This is a genomic window from Chryseobacterium sp. (assembly GCF_029240215.1).
In the GTDB taxonomy this organism is placed as follows: Bacteria; Bacteroidota; Bacteroidia; order Flavobacteriales; family Weeksellaceae; genus Chryseobacterium.
Map to the genome: position 1 here is coordinate 191,743 of NZ_JARBTK010000002.1, position 19,237 is coordinate 210,979.

17 protein-coding genes are annotated in these 19,237 nt (G+C 35.4%); 1 reads left to right on the plus strand and 16 read right to left on the minus strand.

What is annotated here, in order from left to right; all coding sequences use genetic code 11:
• Positions 1 to 112: 112 nt before the first annotated feature.
• The 16 genes from K0R77_RS04830 to mraZ form a co-directional block, all read right to left on the minus strand.
• Entirely contained in the window at positions 113 to 559 is a 447-nt protein-coding gene (locus K0R77_RS04830) for a GatB/YqeY domain-containing protein (RefSeq protein WP_300349231.1), read from the minus strand.
• A 54-nt stretch (positions 560 to 613) separates the two neighbouring features.
• A complete protein-coding gene (gene ftsZ / locus K0R77_RS04835; protein WP_300349234.1) occupies positions 614 to 2,524 on the minus strand; it encodes a cell division protein FtsZ in 1,911 nt (636 codons plus the stop codon).
• A gap of 84 nt (positions 2,525 to 2,608) precedes the next feature.
• Positions 2,609 to 3,994 carry a cell division protein FtsA gene (gene ftsA, locus K0R77_RS04840; RefSeq protein ID WP_300349237.1) on the minus strand — a complete coding sequence of 462 codons (1,386 nt, stop codon included), beginning with the start codon at positions 3,992 to 3,994 and terminating at the stop codon, positions 2,609 to 2,611.
• Between the two features lie 56 nt (positions 3,995 to 4,050).
• Positions 4,051 to 5,022, minus strand: coding sequence for a cell division protein FtsQ (locus K0R77_RS04845; RefSeq protein WP_300349241.1), 972 nt, complete (start codon positions 5,020 to 5,022; stop codon positions 4,051 to 4,053).
• A gap of 83 nt (positions 5,023 to 5,105) precedes the next feature.
• Positions 5,106 to 5,465: a GxxExxY protein gene (locus K0R77_RS04850; protein WP_300350433.1), complete on the minus strand. Its 360-nt coding sequence runs from the start codon at positions 5,463 to 5,465 to the stop codon at positions 5,106 to 5,108.
• Between the two features lie 197 nt (positions 5,466 to 5,662).
• Positions 5,663 to 7,021 (minus strand): UDP-N-acetylmuramate--L-alanine ligase, encoded by a 1,359-nt coding sequence (gene murC, locus K0R77_RS04855; RefSeq protein ID WP_300349244.1) that lies wholly within the window; start codon positions 7,019 to 7,021, stop codon positions 5,663 to 5,665.
• Between the two features lie 17 nt (positions 7,022 to 7,038).
• Complete coding sequence (locus K0R77_RS04860) at positions 7,039 to 7,686, minus strand: hypothetical protein (protein WP_300349247.1); 648 nt, start codon at positions 7,684 to 7,686, stop codon at positions 7,039 to 7,041.
• On the minus strand, positions 7,686 to 8,846 hold the full coding sequence (murG, locus tag K0R77_RS04865) for an undecaprenyldiphospho-muramoylpentapeptide beta-N-acetylglucosaminyltransferase (protein ID WP_300349249.1): 1,161 nt from the start codon (positions 8,844 to 8,846) through the stop codon (positions 7,686 to 7,688). Before murG ends, K0R77_RS04860 begins: the two co-directional genes overlap by 1 nt.
• Positions 8,847 to 8,931: 85 nt before the next feature.
• Complete coding sequence (locus K0R77_RS04870) at positions 8,932 to 10,170, minus strand: FtsW/RodA/SpoVE family cell cycle protein (protein WP_300349251.1); 1,239 nt, start codon at positions 10,168 to 10,170, stop codon at positions 8,932 to 8,934.
• 25 nt (positions 10,171 to 10,195) lie between these two features.
• Positions 10,196 to 11,530 carry a UDP-N-acetylmuramoyl-L-alanine--D-glutamate ligase gene (gene murD / locus K0R77_RS04875; protein WP_300349253.1) on the minus strand — a complete coding sequence of 445 codons (1,335 nt, stop codon included), beginning with the start codon at positions 11,528 to 11,530 and terminating at the stop codon, positions 10,196 to 10,198.
• A gap of 55 nt (positions 11,531 to 11,585) precedes the next feature.
• A complete protein-coding gene (gene mraY, locus K0R77_RS04880) occupies positions 11,586 to 12,827 on the minus strand; it encodes a phospho-N-acetylmuramoyl-pentapeptide-transferase (protein ID WP_300349255.1) in 1,242 nt (413 codons plus the stop codon).
• Between the two features lie 18 nt (positions 12,828 to 12,845).
• Positions 12,846 to 14,306, minus strand: a complete 1,461-nt coding sequence (locus K0R77_RS04885; protein WP_300349257.1) for a UDP-N-acetylmuramoyl-L-alanyl-D-glutamate--2,6-diaminopimelate ligase — start codon at positions 14,304 to 14,306, stop codon at positions 12,846 to 12,848.
• 21 nt (positions 14,307 to 14,327) lie between these two features.
• A complete protein-coding gene (locus K0R77_RS04890; RefSeq protein WP_300349261.1) occupies positions 14,328 to 16,319 on the minus strand; it encodes a penicillin-binding transpeptidase domain-containing protein in 1,992 nt (663 codons plus the stop codon).
• Positions 16,303 to 16,668, minus strand: coding sequence for an FtsL-like putative cell division protein (locus tag K0R77_RS04895; RefSeq protein WP_300349263.1), 366 nt, complete (start codon positions 16,666 to 16,668; stop codon positions 16,303 to 16,305). The genes K0R77_RS04890 and K0R77_RS04895 overlap by 17 nt, the downstream gene beginning before the upstream one ends.
• Positions 16,669 to 16,774: 106 nt before the next feature.
• Positions 16,775 to 17,668 (minus strand): 16S rRNA (cytosine(1402)-N(4))-methyltransferase RsmH, encoded by an 894-nt coding sequence (rsmH, locus tag K0R77_RS04900; protein ID WP_300350436.1) that lies wholly within the window; start codon positions 17,666 to 17,668, stop codon positions 16,775 to 16,777.
• An 18-nt stretch (positions 17,669 to 17,686) separates the two neighbouring features.
• Entirely contained in the window at positions 17,687 to 18,145 is a 459-nt protein-coding gene (mraZ, locus tag K0R77_RS04905) for a division/cell wall cluster transcriptional repressor MraZ (RefSeq protein WP_300349266.1), read from the minus strand.
• Between the two features lie 273 nt (positions 18,146 to 18,418).
• Here mraZ and K0R77_RS04910 point away from each other — a divergent pair, with 273 nt between their 5' ends.
• Positions 18,419 to 19,180 carry an alpha/beta hydrolase gene (locus K0R77_RS04910; RefSeq protein ID WP_050377820.1) on the plus strand — a complete coding sequence of 254 codons (762 nt, stop codon included), beginning with the start codon at positions 18,419 to 18,421 and terminating at the stop codon, positions 19,178 to 19,180.
• The last annotated feature ends 57 nt before the right edge of the window (positions 19,181 to 19,237 follow it).

The following is a 19,237-nucleotide window of genomic DNA, read 5'->3' on the forward strand; positions in this document are numbered from 1 at the left end:
ACATAAAGTCTCGGGCTTCTTTAATCAAATCGATATGCAAAGGTTGAATATCCGTTGTAAATAATTGTTAGTTGATAAAAATGATCATTATCTATTTCTTATCAATCATAATTTATGAAAGTAGCTTCTTAGCCATCTCAGAAATACTTTTTCCGTCAGATTTTCCGGCTAAATTTTTTGAAGCAATTCCCATTACTTTTCCTAAATCTTTAATAGATTCAGCACCCGTTTCGGAAATAATCTGCTTTATTTCAACTTCTAATTCTTCAGAAGATAATTGTGCAGGTAAAAACTTCTCAATGACTTTCATCTGAGCCTCTTCTACTTCTGCCAAATCATTTCTCCCTTGTGCAGTAAATTGCTCGTAAGAATCTTTACGCTGTTTGATCATTCTTTGCAAAATTGCAATTTCCTGTTCAGGAGAAACTTCAGCTCCTAAAGCTTCTGTTTTTAGCAATAATATCTGTGATTTCACAGCACGCAAAGAGTCTAAAGCAACTCTATCTTTTGCTCGCATCGCCGTTTTTATAGCTTCGCTTATGGTAAGTTCTAAACTCATACTTTATGCTTTTGGCAATTTGCTATTGGCTAAAAGCTAACAGCAAATCGCAATTTAATCTACATCTTTATTTAAAAATCTGTTTTCTCTGATCTGCATGTTTCCGTTGTTGTCAGACAAATAAGTGTTTATATTTTGGTCTGAAGCATTGGAACCGTCAATCGAGATATTTTTTCTCTTGAATGCAGGTACAGATTCAAATTCATTCACATGATCAAAATTCTGATAGCGCGAGTTGAATTCTTTTAGCTTGTTTCTTCTTTCTGTTGCTCTTTCCTGATCTGCAGGTTTGTTGACAAAAGTAAATTCAGATTCTGTGTGTCTCGTAGTTTCTACTTCTACTCTTCTTTCAACAACAGGATTTTCTTCTACTTTCGGTTGCTCAGGAGTTTGATAAAATGTTTCAACCTTGTGAGTTGTTTCTTCTATCTTCATCTCAATCACTGAAGAAGTTTCAATCTCATTTTTTGGCTGTTCAAAATCATATTTAGGCTCAACAATCGGTTCGTTAACTGTAAAATTAAATTCAACCGCTTTTTCATCCGAATAATTATTGCTGAAAGAACTTTGTTTTGTTTCTTCTTTTTTATTTTCGAAATCAAAAGAAAAAGACTGAATTTCCAGATCATTAGGATCGTCATCAAAAGAAAACAAATTGACATTTTCTTCCTGACCTAAATCTTCGTTTCTCCAGCTCTGAATTGGGCTTTCTAATGTATCTTCCTCTCTATCAGAGAATTTTATTTCAGTTTTTACATCTTCATCCTCAATAATCATTTTTTTTTCAGTAGACGTCACTTTAAATTGTGGCGTTGCCTGATCTTCATCATCCAGTCTGAAAAGGTTTTTACCTCCGAAATCGTAACCTTGCTCTGGAGCTACTTCTCTCTCGTCTCTTGTTTTAAAAGGCGAAGTTTTTGGAGCTTCTAAAGCATCATTTAAACCAATTCTGATTTTCTCAGTTGGTCCTGCAAATTTTTGATTGTCATTTGAAAAACCAGTAGCAATTACCAAAACGCTTACCGCATCACCTAATTCCTCATCAGCACCAACTCCAAAAATAATGTCTGCTGTATGACCAGCTTCTTTCTGGATATAATCCATGATGATTCCGATCTCATCCATTGTAGCTTCTTCTACACCACTTCTGATCAATAACAATACATTTCTTGCGCCTGTAATTTTATTGTCGTTCAATAATGGAGAATCTAAAGCTTTTCTTACAGCTTCTTCAGCCTTGTTTTCACCTGAAGCCATTCCTGTAGACATCAAAGCCGTACCTGAATTCTGAAGTACAGATTTGGCATCTCTAAAGTCAATGTTTACATCAAAGTAACCTGTGATAACTTCTGCCATTCCTTTTGCAGCATTAGTTAAAACTTCATCGGCTTTTGAGAATCCTTGTTTGAACCCAAGATTTCCAAACTGTTGTCTCAATTTATCGTTATTGATTACAATTAATGAATCAACATTATTTCTTAATTTTTCAAGACCCAATTCTGCCTGTTCCAATCTTCTTTTCCCTTCAAAACTGAAAGGAACAGTAACAATACCTACAGTAAGAATTCCCATATCTTTGGCAACTTTAGCAATAACGGGAGCTGCACCAGTTCCTGTTCCACCACCCATTCCTGCGGTGATAAAAACCATTTTGGTGTTTTGTCCCATTGAAGCTTTGATGTCTTCGATGCTTTCAATAGCTGCTTTTTCTCCAACTTCAGGATCTGCACCCGCTCCAAGTCCTTCAGTGATGGTAACTCCCAACTGAACTTTATTTGAAACCGGATTGTTATCTAAAGTCTGCGCATCGGTATTGCAAATCACGAAATCTACCCCGTGAATACCCTTTTCGTACATGTGCTTTAGTGCGTTGTTTCCACCGCCACCAACACCGATTACTTTGATGATCGAGGAATTTCCTTTTGGTAAATCAAATGAAAATCCTTGTGTACCTATATTTTCCATACTCTATTTTTTTATGTTTGATAAACGACTATGATAGTTGATGAGAAAAATCATTCATCGCTTATCATTCATCACTTCTATTAATTATTCTACTTCTTCAAAGAATTTTTTTACTTTTTCCATCAGAGACTGTCCGAAAGTCAATCTTACTTTTCTCTGTTGCTGCTGAGCCGGAGTTTCATATTCCTGCACAGACTGTTGAGACATTTGAGTTTGAGATTCCATTGTAGAAACTATTTGCTGCTCAGTTTGTTCAGCTTTTGTTTCAATCTCGATTTCAACTTCTTCTACAGCAACCGTTTTTTTATCTCTGATCTTCAAACTTTCCATCAGCAAACCGATAGACGTTGCAAATTCCGGTCCTTTAAGATACTGGTTTTTATCGTTTGCAATATATTCATTTGCGAAACCAATTCTACTATCGAATCCCGTCGTATAATTTGCCAATTGACGAAGATGTTTCAAATTTGAACCACCACCTGTCAGAACTATTCCTGCAATCAGTTTTTTCTTCTGTTCAAATGCTCCGTAAGCTTTTAATTCTGTGTTGACCATTTCCAAAATTTCCTCCACTCTTGCATTGATAATCTGTGCTAAAGTTTTTAATGAAATTTCTTTATCCGGTCTTCCGTGAAGTCCCGGAATCGTTACAAATGTGCTGTCTTTTTCCAGCTCAGGAACCGCAGAACCAAACTTAACCTTTAATTGCTCGGCGTGCTTTTCTATAATTGAACAACCTTCTTTGATGTCTTCCGTAATAATTCCGCCTCCGTAAGGGATGACGCAAGTATGACGGATTATATTATCTTTAAAAATAGCAATATCCGTAGTTCCACCACCGATGTCTACGATTGCTACTCCTGCTTCTTTTTCTTCTTTAGTTAAAACAGCTTCAGAAGATGCTAAAGGCTCCAAAGTAAGCGCTTCCATCTCCAAACCTGCTTCTCTTACGCATCTTGCGATGTTTCTAATGCTTCCCATTTGTCCTACGACAACATGGAAATTGGCTTCCAGACGTTTTCCGTGCATTCCGACAGGCTCCTGAATTTCTCCTTCAGAATCAACCTTATATTCCTGCGGAAGAACGTGGATAATTTCCTCGCCCGGTAACATGACCAGCTTTTTCACCTGATCTTTCAATGCTTCGATGTCATCATCTGTGATGAATCTGTCCGGATTCTCACGCATAATGTAATCTGAATGCTGCAGTGAACGAATGTGTTTACCCGCAATACCTACAGTTACCTTATGAATCGGAACTCCTGCGCTCGACTGTGCTTCTGCAACAGCGGCTTTGATGGAGTTGATAGTTTGTGAAATATTATTCACAATACCCTTATGAACTCCAAGACTTTTGGCCTTACCAACACCGAGAATTTCTATTTTCCCGTGTGCATTCCTCCTTCCGACAATGGCGACAATCTTGGTTGTCCCGATGTCAAGACCTACTGAATACTCTTGATTTTCCATTGTTTTATATCGATTTGATTTAATTACTTATTTAAATTAATAGGATTCCACCTATTTTACTCTATTTTCACCTTTGCTTTCGTATTTGGCTTTACTGCCGATTTCTTTTCGGGAGTTTTCTTTTTCTCCTTTGGTTTGACGACAACTTTTGGCTTAGTCGATTCTTTTGGTTTTAAAGAAGATGAATTAACCTTTTTCACTGTTGGTTTCAAATTGACTTCTGCTTTTTTAACAGGAGCCACTACAACAGGAGTTTTTGCTAAATCTTTATGCCCCGCTTTTAAAATACTGTCATTTTCTTTAAAATAAGGATTCAAAGTCGTTACAATCTGATTCTGATATTTTACAGAAACCATACTGTACTTCTGTGGGTCTTGAAACACAAGATATTTCTCAACAAACGTTTTAAAACCTTTTACTTTTAATTCAATATTATCTAAATCTCCAATCTCAACTTTATAATTTCCTTCACTCGTGAGAAGATTATAACTGTCTTTATATTTTGAAATTCCGATGAAATATTTTTTGCTGAAATCGTCTTTGTCAATTTTATCAACCAATTCTGCCAGCTTTTCATATTCGTCTCTCTTTACATCACCTGTTACCAACATACATGGATGGGAATAGGTTCTGGAAATTGGAAATTCGGTACCTTTTTCATCTACATAAAAATCTTTCCCATTATAATTTAGCCTGAAAACCGGAACTCGCTGTTTGATGTCTAGATTCAATTTTCCATTTAAATTTAAATAAACATTAGCGCTGTCGACCGCCGGAAGTGCATTGATTTTCTTTTCCAGTTCCGGAATATTTAAATCTCCTACTTTCCCTGATGGATTTTCTTTGATGACGATTTGCTTGATATCTTTTTCGTCAATAAAGTACACCGGAGTTTTCTCATTCATTTTTACAGAAATTTTCTCATCCGTAATCTTCTGACCACTGAATTTCTTTAACGAGAAACTCAGCAGGAACCCAAGAATGATCACTGTGATGGCAATTTTTAAAATTCTGTATTTGTTTTTCATTTATCTTTTTTTGAACACAGGGTGCACAAAGGTTTTTTATTTTTAAGTTTCACAAAGCCGCTTCGCTTATATAAGCTTACATTTTATTTTATATATCCGTTTATTACTCTTTGAATTCCGGTCTTAAAAAGTTTAGAATTAAAATTTAATAATAATCCCAATCTGTAATTTCCTAATTTCAAATAATTTAATAATTGAGCATTATCAAAATTATCTAACGCTTCCTGAGCTTTAATCTCTATAACAACCTTATTTTCAATTAATAAATCAATTTTAAAAGCATTTTCTACTTTTAAATTTTCATATTGAATTGAAAGAAACTTCTGTCTTTCGACCAGTAATCCTCTATTTTTCAATTCATATTCAAGACATTGTTCATAAACCTTTTCATACAAACCATACCCTAAAGCTCTATGAACTTTCAATCCTGCATCAACTACAATTGCCTATATTTCATTTTCATTCATTTGTGTGTTTTAATTTTTTTTGAACAAGAAGTTCACTAAATTTTTATAACATCTCATTCATTTGTTTCACGAAGCCGCTTCACTTGTAAGAGAAATTTCTGCTTTTATAAGCGAAGCGGCTCTGTGAATCCTCATTCGCATTAAAAAAACATCTCTGCGCACTCTGTGTTCATTTAACTCTTTCTTAACCATTCACAAATCGGGTCATACAGTGTATCAATATTCCCTGCACCAACCGTTAGCAAAATGTCAAACTCTTTCTCTTTAATTTTATTAAAAGCTTCAGCTAAACCGGAAACTTCTTTTTTATCTAAATTCACTTTTTCCAATAACCAATCTGAAGTAATGCCTTCAAAATTTTCCTGAAGTTCTCTTGCCGGATAAATATCGAGCAAAATCAACTCTTCAGAATTGCTTAAACTTTCAGCAAATCCATCCGCAAAATCTCTCGTTCTACTGAATAAATGTGGCTGAAAAACAACCAAAAGCTTTTTATCCGGATAAAAAGTTTTAATTGAGCCAACCACCGCATTGATTTCTGTCGGATGATGGGCGTAATCATCAATATAAATTTTACCACTCGGATAAATGTGTTTTGTATATCTTCTTTTAATTCCTTTAAAATTGGCAATGGCTTTCTTTAAAGTTTCAAAATGAACTCCAAGATTGCTTAAAATTGCCAATGCAACCGTTGCATTTTCTACATTGTGAATTCCCGGGACATCCCAGACAAAATCTTTTACAGTCTCTATCGGAGTATGAAAATCGAAGTAGATTTTATCATAATCCATACGAAGATTATCCGAGTAATAATCAGCTTCTTCGTTGACAGCATAGGTTTTATGCGCTCTTCCAATCTCAATACCTTTTCTCACAAAAAGTTGTTTATCTTCAGGAACCAGGGCTGCAAATTGTCTGAAACCTTCTTCAATTGTATTTTTATCTCCGTAAATATCCAAATGATCAGCATCCGTAGAAGTAATCACCGCCCAATCCGGAGAAAGGTTAAGGAAACTTCTATCGTATTCATCAGCTTCCACCACAGAATACTGATTTCCGTTGTAGAGAAAATTAGATTTAAAATTTTCAGAAATCCCGCCTAAAAAACATGAAAAAGGCAAATCTGCTTCTTTGCACAAATGCGAAACTAAAGTAGATGTCGTTGTCTTTCCATGAGTTCCTGCAACTGCGATGCAATCTGTATTTTCGGTGATTAATCCTAAAACTTTTGCACGCTTTAAAACTTTAAATTGATTTTCATTAAAATAATCTAAAATCCCAAGCTTTTTGATTGCCGGAGTGTAGATTACTAAGGTATTTTCTTTCTCAAGAGAATTGATTTTATCATCAATAATATCTTCAAAAACAATATCAATTCCCTCACTCATCAAAGCCGTCGTCAATTTGGTGTTGGTTTTATCGTAACCCAAAACTTTCTTGCCCGAAGCATGGAAGTAACGCGCCAAAGCACTCATTCCGATACCTCCGATTCCAACGAAGTAAAAATTTTGATATGTTTCTAAATTGTTCATTTCTAAATTATTATTAACTAAAAAAGTTTAATTCCCATCCAGACAAAAAATGCAATCGCTGATAGAATTAAAATATTTTGACCGTGGCTTCTATCATTTCTATCAAAACCATATATTCTGTCACCGTTTGGTAAAGCTTTTTTGTAATACATTAAATAAGCTCCTATAAATATCCCTAAAAAGCCACCAAGTATTGCAGTTACATAACCAATAATTATCAGCCATGTAGGACTTGTTTCTTGCGTTGCAAGATCTTTTACTCTTTGTTTATTGATAACATTAATAAGTTCTGGATTTACTTCCTTCCCTCTTTCTTTTAAAATTTTCTGAGCTAACAAATAATCAAATTTGCTCCACTCTTCTTTCTTCATCACGATTTCCATTAATTCTTCATCAGAATAGTCAAATAAGTGATATTCTTCATCTACATTTTCGATTGCATCATGAACTAATTTTTCTTCTAATTTTTCAGCTAGTTCAAAGTCTTCCTTATGGATTTTTAGCTCAAACTGTTTTGTATTGATATCACCTCCAAAATTAGAATCTAACTGAGATGAATTATTTGCCAATTCGTAAGTAATATGATTCTGTTTCAGAATTTCCATTAATTCTAAAGCATCATCTTCATAAATGAATTTTCTATACGTTGAAAGTCCTTTTATCATTACTTAATTATTTTAAATATCTCATTCACAATCTCTTTTGCCGCATTGGGTTTAGCGAAATATTTCAGATTGTCAGACATTTCTTTTCTTATACTTTCGTTTTCGCAGATTTCTGATAATGTATTCCAGAATTTTTCCTGCATTTCAGAATCTTTGACCATTTTGGCTGCTTTTTTTTCAACCAAAGTCATCGCATTTTTCGTTTGATGATCTTCCGCCGCAAATGGAAACGGAACCAACAAAACCGGTTTCTGTGCTACTGCTAATTCTGAAATGGCAATCGCTCCCGCTCTTGAAACAATCACATCAGCTGCTGAATACGCAGTTTCCATGTCTTTGATGAATTCTTTTATTTGGATTTGGCTGTTAGTTCCTGGTTGTTGGTTGTTGGAACTTCCATCAACTGACAACTGACAACTATCAACTATCTCTTTATATTCCAGTTTTCCGGTTTGCCAGATTAACTGATACCCTTTTTGTTCTAATTGATCTAAATTCTCTTTCCAGCCGTTGTTTAATGTTCTTGATCCTAAAGAACCACCGACTGATAAAATTGTGAGCTTATTTTTATCTAAACTCATTTTTTCTTTTGCCTGAGAGGTTTCCTGCATTCCTGAAATGATATTTTCACGAATCGGATTTCCCAAAAACTTTATCTTTTCAGCCGGAAAACCTTCTACTTTCGGATAGGCTGTAAAAACTGCTTTTGCTTTTTTACTTAAAATTTTATTCGTCACTCCTGCATGTGCATTCTGCTCCTGAATAAAAATCGGAATTCCCATTTTGCTTGCTTCATATAAAGCAGGTCCGCTTGCGAAACCACCTGTTCCGACCGCAAAATCAGGAGCGAAATTTTTAATGATTCTTTTTGATTTAGATAAACTTTTCAAAATTTTGAAAGGCAGACCTAAATTGGAAAGCAGATTTCCCCTATTTATTCCGGCGATGTCAATTCCTTCGATTTTATATCCCGCCTGTGGAACTTTTTCCATTTCCATTTTTCCGTTGGCACCAATGAACAAAAATTCTGCATCAGGAAATCTTTTCTTGATCTCATCCGCAATCGCAATCGCCGGGAAGATGTGACCTCCTGTTCCGCCGCCGGATAATAAAACGCGGATGGCTTTGGGGTTTTGGCTTTTTGCTGATTGACTGTCCATTTTATTTAATCAAAAATTTATTCGTTTTAATTTTTTTTGATAGGATTGTATCCTATCCTTTGTTAAATCGTCCCTTTGTGACTCTTTAAGCTATGTCATTTATTTCTTCAATATTTTGTCTCTTTCCCATTCCTTCTTCATCGTAAATCTGTATTCTTGAACTTATATTCAAAATAATTCCCAACTGTAAATAGGTGACTAACATTGATGTTCCACCATAACTTATCAATGGTAATGGCTGTCCAGTTACCGGAATCAGATTGACTGCCACTGCAATATTGACCGCCAATTGTATAAAAATCATCACCCCGAGACTGAGCACGAGCAACGATCCGAAAAAAGCAGGCATTTTGCTGGCTATCATTACAATTCTGATAATCATAATGAGATACATACTGATCAGAAATGTTGCGCCGATTACGCCATATTCTTCTACAATTACTGCAAAAATAAAATCAGATGCCGACTGTGGAAGCATTTGCTTTAAAGCACTTTTCCCTGGTCCCATTCCGGTAATTCCGCCGTGAACGATGGCGGCTTTTGCCTGCATTACCTGATAGTTTTTCGCCTTTACGCTCTCATCATCTACATCTGCAGTTTTTGCTTTGCTTGATGTAAATGTTTCGATACGGCTCATCCATGTATGAACACGGTTTCCACCAATCAGATTGGTATTTAAAGCAATGATTAAAAACAAAACTATCGCTACAAATGAAGACGAAATAAATCCTGCAATGTATTTCCAGTGAAGCTGTCCGATAATTAAAACCACAACAGAAACCATTAAAATCATCAATGCTGTAGAACCATTATCTTTTGCCACCAATACAAAAACCAGTAAAATAGGTCCGAAAATGTACATAATGTTCTCAATCGGAAGCCTTTCTCTTGTAATTTTCTTGGTCAAATATCTGCACAGATAAATAATCAACATCAAAAAAGCAAAAGATGAAGGTTGAAATGAAATCGGTGTTCCCGGAATTTTCAACCATCGGGAAGCACTCGCTCCGTCGATAGTCTGTCCCGTAAACATAGTGACAACCAACAAGATAATCATTAAACCGAGCAAAATACTGCTGAGTTTTCCGATGTATTCATATTTTACCGTTCCTACCAATCTCATTATTCCCAAACCTAAGACTACAAAGAACATATGCTTAATAACGTGACCAGTTGTAGTCCCGTTATTAACAATATATTCCAGATTTGAGCTTGCAGAATATACAGGGAAAATAGAGAAAATGGAGATCACAAGAATGACCATCCAAAGCACTTTATCGCCCTTTAGAAATTCAAATCTGCTTTCTGTGTCTTGTTCGTTCATATCTTTTGCTTTTAGCTTTTGGCTATTAGCTATTTACTTTTAAAACCTGTTCTTTAAACTGACGCCCTCTGTCTTCATAACTTTTGAATAAATCAAAACTTGCACAACATGGGGACAGCAAAACCGTATCTCCTTTTTTTGCCAGAGATTTTGAAATCTCTACCGCTTTTGCCATGCTCGAAGTATCGTAAATAAATTCTTTTTTCTCTTTAAAAAAATCTATAATTTTTTGATTGTCAATTCCAAGGCAAACAATTGCTTTTACTTTTCTTTTAACTAAATCCTCAATTTCTGAGTAGTCATTGCCTTTATCCTGCCCGCCAACAATCCAAACGGTCGGCGTTTTCATACTTTCCAAAGCATAATACGTTGCATTCACATTGGTTGCCTTGCTGTCGTTGATGAATTTTACTCCGTCAATTTCAGAAACAAACTCCAGTCTATGCTCAACTGCCTGAAACGTCATTAATGAATTTCTGATACTTTCATTATTGATTTCCAATATCTTACCTGCAATTGATGCCGCTAAACTGTTGGCAACGTTGTGATTTCCCATCAAAGACAATTCTTCCAATTTCATTGAAAATTTATCTTTCAGTTTTACAATTAATTGCTCATCATCAATAAAACCTCCTTCACTCAGTTTTTCTTTGGTAGAAAAAGGAATCATTTTCGCTTTTATTTCAAATTTTTCGAGAATATTCTTGCTCATTTCGTCATCTTTATTATAGATAAAGAAATTGTCATTTTCCTGATTTTCAGCTATTCTGAATTTTGCCAAAGCATATTCTTCATAGTTGTAATTGTACTGATCCAAATGATCTTTCGACAGATTCAACAACAAAGAAATATACGGTCTGAAGTTCTGAATATCATCCAACTGGAAAGAGCTTACCTCCAAAACATAATATTCATGGTTTTCATCGGCAACCTGTTTTGCAAAGCTGTATCCAATATTTCCGCCCAAACCTACATTCATGCCGTCATTTTTCAGAATGTAGTAAATAAGAGACGTTGTCGTTGTTTTCCCATTACTCCCGGTGATGGCAATGATCTTGGCATTTGTAAATTCTGAAGCGAATTCTATTTCCGAAGAAATTCTGATTCCTTTCATGTGAATTTTATGAATCATATCTGCCTTTTTCGGAATTCCAGGGCTTTTTACGATCCAGTCTGCGCCTAAGATTCTTTCTTCATCGTGGTTTCCTTCTTCAAAATCAATTTCATTTTCTGTCAGAAACTGCTTGTAGTTATCCTTAATGGCTCCTTTGTCTGAAAGAAACACTTTCAAACCTTTCTTTTTAGCCAAATAAGCAGCACCACAACCGCTTTCTCCACCTCCTAAAACAACTATTTTCATATAATTTGCTTTATGCACTAGGCTTAAGCTAATCGCTTATCGCTTACTGCTAATTTTATCTCATTTTCAATGTAATGAGACATACAATCGCTAACATTACACCGATGATGATCATTCTGTTGACAATTTTACTTTCGTGAAAACCGTCTTTCTGATAATGATGATGCAATGGCGACATTTTAAACAATCTATTGTTCTGGGCATATTCTAACCCGAATTTTCTTTTTCTGTATTTGAAAACAACCACCTGCAACATTACAGAGACATTTTCTATCAGGAAGATTCCGCAAAGAACAGGAATCATTAATTCTTTTCTTAAAATAACCGCTAAAACAGCAATCACACCACCCAACATTAAACTTCCGGTATCACCCATGAAAACCTGAGCCGGATAAGTATTGTACCAGAAAAATCCGATGACCGCTCCTACCATGGCGACGACAAAAATTGTGGTTTCACCCATATTTGGAAGGAACATGATGTTGAGATAATCTGCAAAGATGATGTTCCCGGAAACGTAAGTAAAAAATGCCAGAGTCAGTAAGATAACTGTACTAGTTCCGGCTGCAAGACCATCAATTCCGTCGGTAATATTGGCTCCGTTTGAAACCGCTGTTACGATGAAAATCACAATTGGAATGAAAACAATCCAAGCCCATTCGTGAGCATCTTCGTCGTTCATCCAAAATAAAACTCCACTGTAATCAAACTCATTATTTTTAGCAAAAGGAACGGTAGAAACAGTGATTTTCTCGGCAGGCATGAAGTTTTGCTCTACATTGTTTCTATTGACCACTTTTGTATCTGCATACTTTCTTTTAACTGTAATATCGGGATGGAAATACATTGTTACTCCGATGATTAACCCTAAACCAACCTGTCCTACAATTTTGAATTTCCCGCTTAATCCGTCTTTATTTTTCTTGATTTTCTTTAAATAATCATCTAAAAAGCCTATTGCTCCCATCCAAACCACAGTCACAATCAGAAGAACAATATAAATATTGGTAATTCTTGTAAACAGCAAAACCGGAATTAAGGTCGCAATAATAATGATAAAACCTCCCATTGTAGGCGTTCCTTCTTTTTGTTTTTGTCCGTCTAATCCAAGATCACGAACCAACTCGCCCATCTGTTTTCCTCTCAGATAGTTGATGATGCTTTTTCCGTAAATAAGAGCAATCGTCAAAGACAACAAAACTGCCATCCCTGCACGGAACGAAATGTACCTCAACATTCCTAATCCCGGAATGTGAATGCCTTGGCTCGTTAGATATTCATATAGATAATATAGCATAATGCTTTTATTTAAAATTTATTTGCTCATTAATTGCCATAACTCATTAATCACTTCTTTGTCATCAAAATGATGTTTCACACCATTAATTTCCTGATAGTTTTCGTGGCCTTTTCCGGCTACAAGAACAATATCTTTTGGTTCAGAGAATTTGATGGCCATTTTGATGGCTTCTCTTCTGTCTGGAATTGAAGTGTATTTGCTGAAGTTTTGAGGTTCAACGCCTGCTTCAATTTCTTTTATAATCTGATTTGGGTCTTCAGTTCTTGGGTTGTCTGAAGTGATGATTGCCAAAGTTGATTTCTTTGAAGCAATATTTCCCATTTCAGGTCTTTTCGAGTGATCTCTGTCGCCTCCACAACCGAAAACCGTAATCAGTCTTTCGTTTTTTGTTCTGATATCGTTGATGCTGTCTAAAACATTTTCCAATGCATCCGGAGTGTGTGCGTAATCTACGATGAAGAAGATTCCGCCATCCGATTTGAAGGTTTCAAATCTTCCGGAAACTCTTTTCAGAATGCTGATTGCCTGAAGAATTTCACCCTGCTCAAAGCCTAATTCAGAAGCAATTCCGAAAACTAAAAGCAAATTATAGACATTGAATTTTCCTGTTAGAGTCGTCCAGAATTCTTTACCGTTGAAATTTAACAGCATTCCGTTGAAATCAACTTCCAAAGTCCTTCCGTGATAATCAGCCATCGTTTTCAAAGCATAAGACCTTTTTGCAGCCTTTGTGTTTTGAAGCATCACGTTTCCGTTTTTATCATCAACATTGGTGATGGCAATTGCATTTTCATTTAATTCATCAAAAAATCTTTTCTTGATTTTTAAATATTCATCAAATGTTTTATGATAATCTAAATGGTCGTGGGTAAGATTGGTAAAGCCGGCAATTTTGAAAGTAAGACCTTCAATTCTGTTTTGAGCAATTCCATGAGAGCTTACTTCCATAAAAGCAAATTCGCAGCCTTCTTCAACAGCCTGAGCCAGAATTTTATTAATGGTAATTACATCCGGAGTCGTGTGTGTTGCCGGAATAATTTTTTCTCCAATTCTTATTTCTACTGTTGACAATAAAGCTGAATCATAGCCTAAATTTTTAAACACATCAAACAGCAAAGTCGAAACAGAAGTTTTTCCGTTGGTTCCGGTAACGCCGATCAGCTTTAATTTTTCTGAAGGATTCCCGTAAAAGTTGGAAGCTAAATGGCCTAAAGTTTTTGATGCGTCTTTTACTTTAATGTAAGTAATATTTTCATCTAAATTTTCAGGAAGTTCTTCGCAAACAATAGTTTTTGCACCTTTTTCAATAGCAGCTGCAATAAATGAATGTCCATCCACAACCGTTCCTCTCAACGCAATGTAAAGAGAGTTTTCAGAAACCTTTCTGCTGTCAAAAACCAACTCGGAAACTTCACGGTCGTTTTCACCGTGAATTTCTAATACTGGAATTCTGTTTAATAATTCAACTAATTGCATTTTTTTGATGCTTTATCTTTTTTAATTCTGCAGAGTCAAATAAATTCTCTGGTTTTTACTGATTGTTGTACCCTCCAAAGGAAACTGTTCCTTAATTCTTCCAACTCCTTTAAAGTCTACCCGATATCCTAAATTTTCCAATTGTGGGATTGCATTTTTACCAATCAATCCTACAACACTTGGCATTTGTTTATTATTGACTGCTATTTTCACATTCGGTTCAACCATTTTATTGAGGTTGACTTTTCTGTCGACAAGCATTTCTTTTTCAACATTCTGAGGTGTTTTCAGGAAAGTTTTTCCTGCGATTTCTTTAAAAACCGGTGCGGAAACCGTTCCTCCATAAAATCCTTTTGACACATTTGGTTCGCTAATCATTACGTAACACGTATATTTCGGATTATCTGCCGGATAAAATCCTGCAAACGAAGCTCTGTACTTCATCGGACCAGGCAACCAATATTCAAACCTTGCAGTTCCGGTTTTTCCTGCCATTTTCAGGTTTGGTGTGAAAATACTCCTTCCCGTTCCTTTTTCAACGGCTTTTGTCAAAGCACTTGTCATCATCTGAATCGCTTTATCTGAAGCCATTTTTTTAACCATTACTTCTTCTTTGGCTTCAAAAATAGTTTTGCCATCTTTCATTATTTTATCAATGAAAATAGGTTTCAGCATTTTACCTTTATTGGCTACACCGTTATAGAATGTTGCTAATTGTAACAAGTTTATATTCGTTGCATAACCATAACCAATTGAGGCTAATGTTGCTGCATTCCACGATTTGCTTTTTGGAGTTAAAATTCTCGGTTTTGTAATTCCGGGAAGCTCAATATCCATTTTGTCGAATAATTTCCATCTTCTTAAATGATCAAGAAAAATTTCCGGTTTGTCTGCGTAATATTTCGTGATTAGTTTTGCTGTTCCTACGTTACTCGATTTTGCCAAAACATCACTGATATCATAAGTTCCTCCACCGTGACCATCAGAAATTCTTTGTTTTGCGTAAACCCAAACTCCGTTTCCTACGTTTACCGTTGTGTTTTCATCGATAAATCCGTCGTCCATTGCAGCCAAAAGCGAAATCGTTTTGAAAGTAGATCCCGGTTCGATATTATCTTTTAAACCATAGTTATAAGCATCTTCGTAAACTCCAGGCTCGGTTTCTCTTAAATTAACCATTGCACGAACTTTTCCGGTTGCAACTTCCATTACGATTACTGTTCCGTGTTTTGCTTCAAAATTGATCAGTTGCTTTTCTAAAGCTGAATGTGCAATGTCCTGAATTCTAAGATCTAAAGTAGTGTAAACATCCTGTCCGTCAGTTGGTTCTTTAACTTTCCAGAAATCAATAGGCTTCCATTGTGAAGAGTTGACTCTTTGCTCAAGCCTTTCACCATCTGTTCCTGTTAAATATTTTGAAAAAGCACCTTCAAGACCTGCTTTTGCGACTCCATTATCAATTCCGATTGTTCCGGCTCCAATTTCTGAAGTTGCCAGCTCTCTCTTGTAGTTTCTGTCAATAATGAAACCTCCTTTATTTTTACCTCTTTTAAAAATCGGAAACTTTCTGATTCTGTCATACTGATCGAAATCTAACCCTCTTACCAAAGAATAATATTGATTTTTCTTTTTTCTCTGCTCATCAAATTTCTTTCTGAATTCAGCTCTCGGTTTTCCGAACATTTTACTTAAAGAATCTGTAAGCGGACCAATATTGTTAGTATAAACTGTGTCTTTTATCGTTTTAAAATCAAGAAAGACATCGTAACGCATCACGGTTGTTGCCAAAATAGATCCATCAGAAGCATAAAGATTTCCGCGGGCAGCTTTTAGAGTTGCTGTACGGTAATTATTATTGATATAATCATCCTTAATCTCCTGAACATTGGTATTCTGAAGAATGACAATTCTTGCAATGAAAAGCACAAAAACACACAAAGCTCCCACTGCAAAGAGGTAGCCCCATCGTAAAGTTTTTTTACGTTTGTTATCGTATTCATTTTGCTTTTGCATCTGTACTGTCTAATTTTATTAAGAGTTTATGTGGGTGGCTTTCTAAGGTCATTAACGAGTCTGCTGCGACTTGTTTCCCCAATTCAGATTCCATTTTTACTTTGATCAGCTTACTTTGTGCGTAAGCGTTTCTTGATTTATATTCTTCTGTTTCTTCTTTTAAAGCGTTTACGATTTTTATTTTTTTGTTTACCAAATGGTTAGAATATATCATTGCCATCATTAGAACAAATATTAACAGGAAAAATTTATAATGCGTTTTCAACTCATCACGATTCAGAAAATTTCCTTTTATAATATCTATAAAAGTGAGTCTTTTTTGAGGACGATATGTTGTTTTTTTTGCCACAGACTTTGTCTGATTTATTTATTAATTATTCTTTTTAAACCACTCCGTCAAAAATTCTCTCGAATTTTTGGCACCCTCCTCTGGAGGAGAATTTACGTGCTGTGATTTATAATTTTATTCCTGTTCTCATTTTAGCACTTCTGGCTCTTGAGTTTTCTTCAATTTCCTTATTATCAGGAATGATTGCCTTGCTTTTCACCAATTCAAATGCTTTTGCATAATTTCCGTAGATATCACGTTGCGGCTCACCTTCAAACATTCCATTTTTCAGGAATCTTTTTACCAAACGGTCTTCTAAAGAATGATAAGAAATAACGACCAATCTTCCCCCCGGTTTCAAAACATTGTAAGCCTGAACCAACATTTCTTTTAAAACTTCCAGCTCCTGATTTACTTCAATTCTTATTGCCTGAAATAGCTGCGCATAAAATTTATTCACCTTATGCGGCGGAAGAAAACTGAATAATTTTTTCAGGTCTTCCGTTGTATTGATGCTCTTTATTTTTCTGTGATGAACGATATCTCTTGCCAGTTTTCTCGCTTCTCTAAGTTCACCGTAGTAATAAAAAATATCCGCTAAAGCTTCTTCTTCATATTCATTGATCACTTTTTTAGCATCAAGACTCTGCATCACATTCATTCTCATATCGAGTGGCGCATTGTTTCTCGTTGAAAATCCTCTTTCAGCCTCGTCAAATTGATGGGAAGAAACACCAAGATCAGCCAGAACACCATCAACTTTAAAAACTCCGTACATCAGAAGAGAGTTTTCTAAAAACCTGAAATTCTGATTGATTAATGTAAATTTAGGATCATCTAATGTATTTTTAAGTGCGTCCAAATCCTGATCGAATGCGTATAATTTTCCATTTTCAGAAAGTCTTCCCAAAATTTCTTGTGAATGACCTCCACCTCCAAATGTGCAGTCCACATATATTCCGTCCGGATTCGTCACCAAATCATCCACACTTTGCTTCAATAAAACGGGGTTGTGATATATGCTCATTTGTGTACTTATTTATTCTTCGCCAAAAGCGCCCATTACATCTTCTGCCAGACTTGCGAAATCTTCTTCATTGGTTGCAATTACCTTTTCATATGCATCTTTATCCCAAATTTCGAAAAGCTCACCAGCGCTTGTTATTACAATATCTTTCGTAAGATCAGCAAAATGCGTAAGATCTTTTGAAATCTGCAATCTTCCGGCACTGTCTAACTCCACAGTTTTCACACCGGCAGTAAACATTCTGATGAAATCAGCATTCTTTTTAACGAATCTGTTTAGTTTATTTATTTTTTCCATAAGCTTATCCCATGCTTTCATAGGATAAACTTCGAGACACGGTTGAAACACAGAACGCTTTACCACAAAGGTTTTGTCCTCAAAGTCTTCCATCTGCTTGATTAGCGATGAAGGCACCTTGAGACGACCCTTGTCGTCTATTTTGCACTCATATGTTCCAATGAAATTTCTCATTTGGGACAAAATTATACAAAAAATTCTAAAACCTCCCACTTTTTCCCACTTTTTGACTTAATGTTAATAAGTTTTACTCAATCACTAACAAACCCAGTTTAAATATTTGATATAAAAACAGTTACAAACCTTGTTATTCAGCGAATAATAAAAAGATTTTCGAAAAAAATGGATGGATTACTGTTATTATATTATTTTTATTTTAAATTAGAGATATCAAAAAATTTTTGGTGTATAATTTGTATTTTTGCAATGCTTTATTAAAGCGACTTTATGATATTTAGTACAAAAAAAGATAAGAAATATACCTTCATTGAAGCTGGGGAAGGACATCCATTAGTGCTTTTGCACGGTTTGATGGGTGGATTGAGTAATTTTGATAAGATGGTGAATTTTTTTTCAGAGAAAGGTTTTAAGGTCTATGTGCCTCAATTACCGATCTACGATTTGCCGGTACTTAATACCAACCTTACCACAATTGCCAAATATGTGATCAAATTTATTGAGAGCGAAATTGGCAAACCAGTCACCATAGTCGGAAATTCTATGGGTGGTCATGTGGGACTTATTCTGACATTAGCAAGACCAGATTTGGTACAGAATTTAGTTCTTACAGGAAGTTCAGGATTATACGAAAGAGCTTTTGGAGATAGTTTTCCGAGAAAGAATGACCGTTCTTATATTAGAAAAAAAGCAGAAGAAGTTTTTTATGATCCCGCTGTAGCCACTGAAGCTTTGGTAGACGAAGTTTTCAGCGTTGTCAATGACAGAATGAAAGGGATCAAAACCGTTATGCTGGCAAGAAGCGCCATCAAACACAATATGCTGAATGATCTTCCTAAAATTTTGCGTCCGACGTGTTTAATTTGGGGAAAACAGGATAATGTAACACCTCCGGAAGTTGCGATTGATATGCATAAATTTATCCCAAATTCAGATCTTTTCTGGATCGATAAATGCGGACATGCAGCAATGATGGAAAAACCAGATGAATTTAATGAAATTCTTTACAACTGGGTAAAAGATAAAATATAAAATTAAGACTAAACCATTAAGACTTTCTTAATGGTTTATTTTTCTAAATAAAATCAA

Excerpts from the sequence above, each read along its gene's own strand:
- K0R77_RS04830 (WP_300349231.1), bottom strand. The coding sequence starts at position 559 with ATGAGTTTAGAACTTACCATAAGCGAAGCTATAAAAACGGCGATGCGA.
- ftsZ (WP_300349234.1), bottom strand. The coding sequence starts at position 2,524 with ATGGAAAATATAGGTACACAAGGATTTTCATTTGATTTACCAAAAGGA.
- ftsA (WP_300349237.1), bottom strand. The coding sequence starts at position 3,994 with ATGGAAAATCAAGAGTATTCAGTAGGTCTTGACATCGGGACAACCAAG.
- K0R77_RS04845 (WP_300349241.1), bottom strand. The coding sequence starts at position 5,022 with ATGAAAAACAAATACAGAATTTTAAAAATTGCCATCACAGTGATCATT.
- murC (WP_300349244.1), bottom strand. The coding sequence starts at position 7,021 with ATGAACAATTTAGAAACATATCAAAATTTTTACTTCGTTGGAATCGGA.
- K0R77_RS04860 (WP_300349247.1), bottom strand. The coding sequence starts at position 7,686 with ATGATAAAAGGACTTTCAACGTATAGAAAATTCATTTATGAAGATGAT.
- murG (WP_300349249.1), bottom strand. The coding sequence starts at position 8,846 with ATGGACAGTCAATCAGCAAAAAGCCAAAACCCCAAAGCCATCCGCGTT.
- K0R77_RS04870 (WP_300349251.1), bottom strand. The coding sequence starts at position 10,170 with ATGAACGAACAAGACACAGAAAGCAGATTTGAATTTCTAAAGGGCGAT.
- murD (WP_300349253.1), bottom strand. The coding sequence starts at position 11,530 with ATGAAAATAGTTGTTTTAGGAGGTGGAGAAAGCGGTTGTGGTGCTGCT.
- mraY (WP_300349255.1), bottom strand. The coding sequence starts at position 12,827 with ATGCTATATTATCTATATGAATATCTAACGAGCCAAGGCATTCACATT.
- K0R77_RS04885 (WP_300349257.1), bottom strand. The coding sequence starts at position 14,306 with ATGCAATTAGTTGAATTATTAAACAGAATTCCAGTATTAGAAATTCAC.
- K0R77_RS04890 (WP_300349261.1), bottom strand. The coding sequence starts at position 16,319 with ATGCAAAAGCAAAATGAATACGATAACAAACGTAAAAAAACTTTACGA.
- mraZ (WP_300349266.1), bottom strand. The coding sequence starts at position 18,145 with ATGAGAAATTTCATTGGAACATATGAGTGCAAAATAGACGACAAGGGT.
- K0R77_RS04910 (WP_050377820.1), top strand. The coding sequence starts at position 18,419 with ATGATATTTAGTACAAAAAAAGATAAGAAATATACCTTCATTGAAGCT.